This is a genomic window from uncultured Solobacterium sp. (assembly GCF_963550625.1).
Classification (GTDB): domain Bacteria; phylum Bacillota_I; class Bacilli_A; order Erysipelotrichales; family Erysipelotrichaceae; genus Bulleidia.
The window spans coordinates 1-8022 of sequence record NZ_CAUVCV010000025.1 but is presented as its reverse complement, the minus strand read 5'-3'; the positions used below and the strand labels follow the sequence as shown (position 1 = coordinate 8022).

The 8022-nt window shown below is 39.3% G+C and carries 7 protein-coding genes; all 7 read right to left on the bottom strand.

The annotated features are described in order from the left end of the window. The coding region (locus RYK16_RS08130) for an AAA family ATPase (RefSeq protein WP_314851758.1) at window positions 1–2525 on the bottom strand (2525 nt) is incomplete at its 3' end. Between the two features lie 34 nt (window positions 2526–2559). After that, window positions 2560–3708, bottom strand: coding sequence for a molecular chaperone DnaJ (dnaJ, locus tag RYK16_RS08125; RefSeq protein WP_314851757.1), 1149 nt, complete (start codon window positions 3706–3708; stop codon window positions 2560–2562). Between the two features lie 62 nt (window positions 3709–3770). Beyond that, the gene (gene dnaK / locus RYK16_RS08120) at window positions 3771–5591 is read right to left on the bottom strand and encodes a molecular chaperone DnaK (protein ID WP_314851756.1); all 1821 of its coding nucleotides are present in this window, start codon (window positions 5589–5591) and stop codon (window positions 3771–3773) included. A gap of 17 nt (window positions 5592–5608) precedes the next feature. After that, a complete protein-coding gene (gene grpE / locus RYK16_RS08115; protein WP_314851755.1) occupies window positions 5609–6148 on the bottom strand; it encodes a nucleotide exchange factor GrpE in 540 nt (179 codons plus the stop codon). Then, complete coding sequence (hrcA, locus tag RYK16_RS08110; RefSeq protein WP_314851754.1) at window positions 6141–7175, bottom strand: heat-inducible transcriptional repressor HrcA; 1035 nt, start codon at window positions 7173–7175, stop codon at window positions 6141–6143. Before hrcA ends, grpE begins: the two co-directional genes overlap by 8 nt. 162 nt (window positions 7176–7337) lie before the next feature. Then, complete coding sequence (locus RYK16_RS08105; RefSeq protein WP_314851753.1) at window positions 7338–7544, bottom strand: hypothetical protein; 207 nt, start codon at window positions 7542–7544, stop codon at window positions 7338–7340. Window positions 7545–7558: 14 nt separating this feature from the next. Next, window positions 7559–8022, bottom strand: a 464-nt coding sequence (locus RYK16_RS08100) for a hypothetical protein (RefSeq protein WP_314851752.1), incomplete at its 5' end; no start/stop codon positions are given.

Sequence of the window (8022 nt, the reverse complement as noted above, 5' to 3'; positions counted from 1 at the left end):
TCGTTTGCGTCGACGTGAATTGTCTTACCGTTAATATCTGGGTTTTCTAGAATCACCTTCGCAACTGCTGTCTCAATTTCACGTTGAATATGACGTTTCATTGGTCTAGCACCGTAAAGTGGATCTACACCACAAGCAATGATACGCTTCATTGCGTTATCACTGACAGTAAGATTAATATCACGTTCTTTCAAACGATTGCGTAGCTGTGCTAAGAACTTCTCAGCAATCTGTGCTAATACATCATTACCCAATGCATTAAAGACGATGATTTCATCAACACGGTTGATAAACTCTGGTTTAAAGAACTTGTGTACTTCACTCATATAGTGCTCTTCACGATGTTCTGGGTCATCATCGAAGGCGTATTGACTACCTAAGTTACTTGTCATGATGATAATCGTATTCGTGAAGTCTACTGTTACACCCTTAGAGTCCGTAATACGTCCATCATCCAAAATCTGTAATAGGATATTAAATACATCTGGATGTGCTTTTTCGATTTCATCTAATAGCACGATTGAGTATGGTGAACGACGTACTGCTTCTGTTAACTGTCCACCCTCTTCATATCCAACATATCCTGGAGGCGCACCAACAAGTCTAGAAACGGAGAACTTCTCCATGTATTCAGACATATCGATACGTACAATCTTAGATTCATCATCGAATAACTGTTGTGCTAATGCCTTAGCAACTTCTGTCTTACCTACACCTGTTGGACCCAGGAACATAAATGAACCTAATGGACGATTTTCATCTTGGATATTTGCCTTTGAACGCATGATTGCGTCTGATACAAGACGTAAAGCTTCTGGTTGTCCCATAACACGTTTTGCGAGTGCTTCTGGAAGATGTAGAATCTTCTGTCTTTCTGTACTCATCAAGCGTGATACTTCAATGTGTGTCCATTGTGATACAATCTTTGCAATCATATCTTCATCGACAATCTGATGTACCATTGCATCTGATTTTTCAACATCTGCTTCGTTAATCTTCTTTGCTAGATTTGGAATCGTTTCGTATTTGAGCTTTGCAGCTGTTTCGTAGTTGGCTGCATTTTCTGCTTGTGTTAACGCAAGCTTAGCCTTCTCAAGTTCTTCTTTATAGTTCTTGATAGCATCAGCTTCACTCTTTTCAGCTTGCCACTTAGAGAGTTTTGCAGTCTGCTCTTCCTTAAGATCTGCAAGTTCCTTACGGATTTCTTCGAGACGATTTTTAGCCTTAGGGTCTATTTCTTCCTTGAGTGATGTTTCCTCAATCTGTAAAGTCATAATACGTCTAGAGAGTTCATCTAACTCTGCAGGCATGGAATCCATTTCAACACGAATCGTTGCACAAGCTTCATCGATTAAATCGATTGCCTTATCTGGTAAGAAACGATCTGTGATATATCGATTGGATAGTGTTGCGGCTGCGATAATCGCTTCATCTTTGATACGAACACCATGGTGTGATTCAAAGCGGTCTTTGAGTCCGCGTAAGATACTGATGGTATCTTCAACAGATGGCTCTTGTACCATAATCTTCTGGAAACGACGCTCTAAAGCTCTATCCTTTTCAATATACTTGCGATATTCATCGAATGTAGTTGCACCAATACACTTGAGTTCACCTCTTGCTAGCATTGGCTTTAATAGGTTTGCGGCGTCCATGGAGCCTTCTGTCTTACCTGCACCAACAAGATTATGAATCTCATCGATGAATAAGATAATACTACCATCTGCCTGTTGTACCTGCTTGAGTACACCCTTTAAGCGCTCTTCAAATTCACCACGATATTTCGCACCAGCAATCAGTGCACCCATATCAAGTTCAATTAACTTCTTATCTTTGAGTCCAAGCGGTACATCCCCTTGCATAATACGCCATGCAAGACCTTCTACGATTGCAGTCTTACCTACACCAGGTTCACCAATGAGGACTGGATTATTTTTTGTCTTACGAGAGAGAATCTCAATAACTCTACGAATTTCTTCATCTCTTCCGATAACTGGATCAATCTTTCCGTCTTTTACTTCTTTGACTAAATCATGTCCGTATTTGCTTAATGCATCGAGTTGACTTTCATTGGTCTTTTCATCCATCGTCATCCCTCCTCTTCTTTCTTCTTCTGCTTTTTCAATATCACTTGTTGTGATATGGAACTGTTGTTTGATTTGCTCGATAATTGTAGCTTTTGTATCAAACAAGCCAAGTAAGAATGTAACAGTACTCATGTAGCTATCGTTTTGTTTCTGCATGCGTTTTAATGCATGGTTATATGCTTGCATGACATCATTTGATAGCTGTGGTTGTGTTGAACCACTGACTGTTGGAATTCTTGTTAGTGCTTGTTCGATGAAACTTCTTAATTCTTCTTGACTGATATGTAACCTTTGCCAAATACCCTCTAGGCTATCATCATTAACCATCGCATAGAGGATATGCTCAGGTTTTATATCAGGACTTTGTTTTTCTTGTGCAAGCTGTACTGCTTGCATGATGATATTTTGCAGGATTTCTGTCATCTGTTCAATGTTCATCGTAACACCTCCTTTGATAGGTGATGCCTGTTACTTACATGAATTTCTTCTTGAATTTATCCCAGGCTGTTTCACCTTTGCTGGTATTCTGTAATTCTTGTAACTGCTCATATAGTTCACGTTCTTTACGTGAGAGTGATTTTTCTACTGTAACGCGTACCGTAACGATTTGGTCACCATCTCTACCGCCGTGTAGATCTGCAGTACCCTTACCCTTTAGACGCATTCTTGTACCATCTTGAGTACCGGCTGGAATCTTCATCGTAACATCACCATGAATCGTAGGTACATCTACACTAACACCCAAAGTCGCATCAACTGCACTAACTGGAATATCAAGGTAGATATCTTTACCATCACGCTCAAAGCTCTCGTGTGGTAATACATTGATTTCTAGGTATAAGTCACCATTTGGACCACCGTTATAGCCACGTTCACCCTTCCCGGATACACGTAATTGCTGTCCTGTTTGGATACCTGCAGGAATCTTTACATCTACGCTAATGCGCTTCTTTTCGTAACCTGTGCCACCACATTTTGGACATACTTTACGAATCTTCTTACCAGTACCACGACAGTCAGGACATACACTCTGTGATTGGAATACACCAAACGCTGTACGTTGTTGTGTCACAACGCTACCAGAGCCATGACAGGTTGGACAGGTTTCTACATCACTTGGAGAAGCTGCACCTGTACCATGACATTGGTCACATTGTTCTTCAACTGTTAGGTTGATGGTCTCAGTCTTACCAAAACATGCGTCCATAAATGAGATATTCATGCGCATGTAGCGGTCTTCACCCTTGCGTGGTCCATTACTGGAACGACGTGATCCAGTGCTGAATCCACCCATACCTCCACCGAAGAATGAGGAGAAGATATCGTTGAGATCATCAAATCCACCAGCGTTAAATCCACCGCCAAAACCACCGAAACCTCCACCTGCTTGAGAACCATTCATTCCCGCAAAGCCAAACTGATCATACGTCTGACGCTTTTGTGGATCACTTAATACTTCGTAGGCTTCATTGATTTCTTTAAACTTGGCTTCTGCATCTGCTTCTTTATTTACATCTGGGTGGTATTTTTTGGCTAACGAACGATAGGCTTTTTTAATTTCCGCATCGCTTGCTCCTTTGGATATTCCTAACACCTCATAATAATCTCTTTTTTCAGCCATATCTTTTAGCCCTTTCTTCTCTTAAAAGAATGCGGAAACAAGCCCCGCATTCCTTTCAAACTTTACTTCTTTTCTTGGAAGTCTGCGTCAACAACATCGTCGTTTGCGCTTGTTGAATTACCTGCAGTATCACCAGCAGCCTGTTGACCTGCTTGACTTTGATACATTGCTTGAGCCATTTCATTAGCTGCCTTTTCAAGAGCATCTAACTTAGTCTTTAAGCCTTCTGTATCATTCTTGTCGATAGCTTCTTGTAATTCATCACGTAACTTCTTCACTTCAGCCTTCTGTTCTTCAGTCACATTTGCATTTTCATTCTGCAATGTTTCATCAATCTGGTGAATGAAAGCTTCAGCACGATTCTTTGTCTCGATTTCTTCTTTACGCTTGTCATCCTCTGCCTTATGCGCTTCAGCTTCCTTAACCATACGGTCAATTTCTTCCTCACTTAAACCAGAAGAGTTTGTAATCGTAATAGATTGTTTCTTACTTGTTGCCTTATCAACTGCAGTAACGTGTACAATACCGTTTACGTCAATATCGAATGTTACTTCAATCTGTGGAACACCACGTCTTGCTGGGGCAATACCATCTAACTGGAAGTTACCAAGTGTCTTGTTATCCTGTGCCATTGGTCTTTCACCCTGTAATACATGGATATCTACAGCTGGTTGGTTATCTGCAGCCGTTGAGAAAATCTGTGACTTACTTGTTGGGATTGTTGTGTTACGTGGGATAAGAACTGTCATAACACCACCCATTGTTTCAATACCTAATGAAAGTGGAGTAACGTCAAGTAATAATACGTCCTTAACATCACCAGCGATAACACCACCCTGAATAGCAGCACCTAAAGATACGCATTCATCTGGGTTAACAGACTTGTTAGGTTCCTTACCTAATTCATTCTTAATTGCTTCTTGAACAGCTGGAATACGTGTAGAACCACCTACAAGTAATACCTGATGAATATCATTTGCTGTTAGACCTGCATCCTTTAATGCTTGACGTACTGGAACCAATGTTCTTTCAACAAGTCCCTTTGTCATTTCATTAAACTGTGCACGTGTTAATGTAGCTTCTAAGTGTAATGGACCTGCAGGACCTGCGGAGATAAATGGTAGGGAAATCTGTGTCTGTACCATACCAGATAAGTCCTTCTTAGCCTTTTCAGCAGCTTCCTTTAATCTCTGTAAAGCCATCTTATCTTGTCTTAGATCGATGTTATTTTCACGCTTGAAGTTATCTGCTAACCAGTTGATGATAGCTTCGTCGAAGTCGTCACCACCTAAGTGTGTATCACCATTTGTAGATAATACTTCAAATGTACCATCCGCAATATCCAAGATAGATACGTCGAATGTACCACCACCTAAGTCATATACTAAAATCTTTTGTTCCTTAGATGTTTCTTTATCTGAACCAAACGCAAGTGCGGAAGCAGTTGGCTCGTTAATAATACGTACTACATCCAAACCAGCAATCTTACCAGCATCCTTTGTTGCTTGACGCTGTGCATCGTTGAAGTATGCAGGTACTGTAATAACAGCCTTTTCTACCTTCTCACCTAAGTAAGCTTCTGCATAACTCTTTAAATATGTAAGAATCATTGCAGAGATTTCCTGTGGTGTATATTCCTTACCTTCTAATGTTACTTTTTTGTCTGTACCCATTAAACGCTTAATGGAATATACTGTATCCTTATTTGTAATTAATTGACGCTTTGCCGCATCACCAACAATACGTTCACCATTCTTAAATGCTACAACGGATGGTGTTGTACGGTTTCCTTCTGGATTTGCAATTACTTTTGCTTCGCCGCCTTCCATAACGGATACGCAGCTATTTGTTGTTCCTAAGTCAATACCAATAATCTTGCTCATGTTTATCTTCCTCCTAGTTATTCACTAACCTTGACCATTGCTGCTCTTAGCAGACGGTCCTTTATACGATAACCCTTCTGTAATACTTCAATTACAGTTCCAGGTTCGACATTTTCTCTTGCTTCTGTCATCAATGCTTGATGCCAATTTCCATCAAATGGTTGGTTCAATGCATCGATTTCTGTAATACCTTCTTTACTTAAAGCATTCTGTAGTTGTCCATAAATCATTTCGACACCCTTACGATATGCTTCATCGGATGTTGCTTGCGCTAACGCTCTTTCGCAACTATCTAATACAGGTAATAACTCTAATGCAAAGTTTTTCATCATAAACTTTGTACGGCTATCAAAATCAGCCTGTAGACGTTTTCTTGTATTCTCTGTATCTGCATATGCTTTTGCATATTCATTCTTAAGAATATTTACCTGCTCATTTAACTCTATAATCTTTGTTTGAAGTGTTGTAACCTCATCAGCTTCCTCTACTACTTCAGGAGTTTCAGTTTCAACTACTTCTTCAACTTCAGTTTCTGTCTTCTTGATATCTTCACTCATTACCACTTTCACCTCCTGAGTTATACATCTTTTCAATCAAACGTGCCGCATAATCGATTAGATTTACGACTTGTTCATAATTCATTCTGCTTGGTCCAACAACCATCAGTTCTCCACTTTCCGTATCATTAACATGGAACTTGGAACGTACAACTGCTAAATCGTTATACCAAGTAAGCTGTGCACCTTTTGTTGTAGTTACCGCAACAGCATTTTCACTGGAATCTAATCCACGCCATACCTTTGTATCATCAAACATCAACATCAATTGCTTTAACTTGTTGATATCTTCAAATTCAGGTTGATATAATACACGATCTTTTCCAGAGAAGTAAACACTCTCACTCGCAAAATTTACAAACGCTCTAACAAATGCTGTAAAGAGTAGATCGTGGCGATGTACAACACTACATAAATCAGGTTTGATATCTTCCATACGACTAGGTACTTCCGCAAGTGGAACACCCTTTAATCGCTTGTTTAAGATATCTGTACAAGCTTCCAAATCTTTGAATGGTACATCATCTTCAAAGTGGAAGTTCTTTGTTTCGGTATGTCCTGTATTTGTAATAAATACACATACCGCATTACGCGTATCAATCGGGAACAACTTAATATGTTCTAGATATTGCGTATTGGCATCTGGTCCGATTACACCAGCTGTCATATTTGTCATTTCACTGAGAATTTCACAGCTTTGATGAACTGCTTCCTCAATGTTCATACTCGACACATCAAATGCACTACGGATTGCAAGTTCCATACGTTTATCAATACCAGCCGCATTGTTCAATAAGTTCTCACAATAGAACTTATAGCCCATCGTACTAGGAATACGTCCACTGGAAGTATGTGTCTTTTCCAGATAACCCATTTCCTCTAAGACTTGCATATCATTACGGATGGTCGCACTGGAATATGGTAAATCATACTGTTCTTGCAATGTACGTGAACCAACTGGTTCCGCCGTACGAATATACTCATCAACAATCGCCTTGAAGATTTCTATTCGTCTTGGTGTTAACATTTCCAGCACCTCCTTTTTAGCACTCTTTTTCGATGTCTGCTAATATAGTATACCAACCATTTAGCACTGTCAACACTTTAGTGCTAAAATTTAATAAAAAAAGACCGAAAATTTTCGGCCGTGTATAACAACTCATTTTTTGGATGCTTTAAGCAAGGAAATTCATCCTTTAATGATCTGAATAGATACTATATTATTCTCACTAATCTCTATTCCTCCAAGATGTTCAGCATCCTTTGAAACACCAATACTATCGATACCATCTTCATTATCTTCGCCTCGAAAGAACTCTGCTACATATCCATCAAAAGAATATCCTTCATCGTTAGTGATTTGTACATATTGATGCAAATATTCTTTCAGTTTCATATTTTTCTTACCTTTTATATTTCAATTGGATTTGGAGTCATCGCATCCTTGATGCGATCTAGTAACATTGCAGTTTCTAAAGTACTTTGGATAGGCATAACTGGAGAGCTATGTTTGCCATTTTCAAGTAAGTTTACAAAGTGAGATATCTCACCATAGAAGTCATCTACTTCGTACGGACAGTCTATAACTTCTAGTTTATCTTCTATCTTTAACTCTGCACTTATAGGTCTATGTAAATCCGGAATACGGATTTCACCCTTTGTGCCCTTAATCAAAACTTCTTTCTTTTCTGGTTGATTGATTGCAGTTTCAAGAGTGACTAATGTATTACCTATATGCATCTGTACCTTCGTGTGTAAGTTATATCCATCTTGCAAGTCTACATCAATATGATCGATGCGTAGCTGACCCTTTGTATATTCTGTAATCCATGTTGCACAATAACAACCACAATCTAACAAAGCTCCTCCATAGA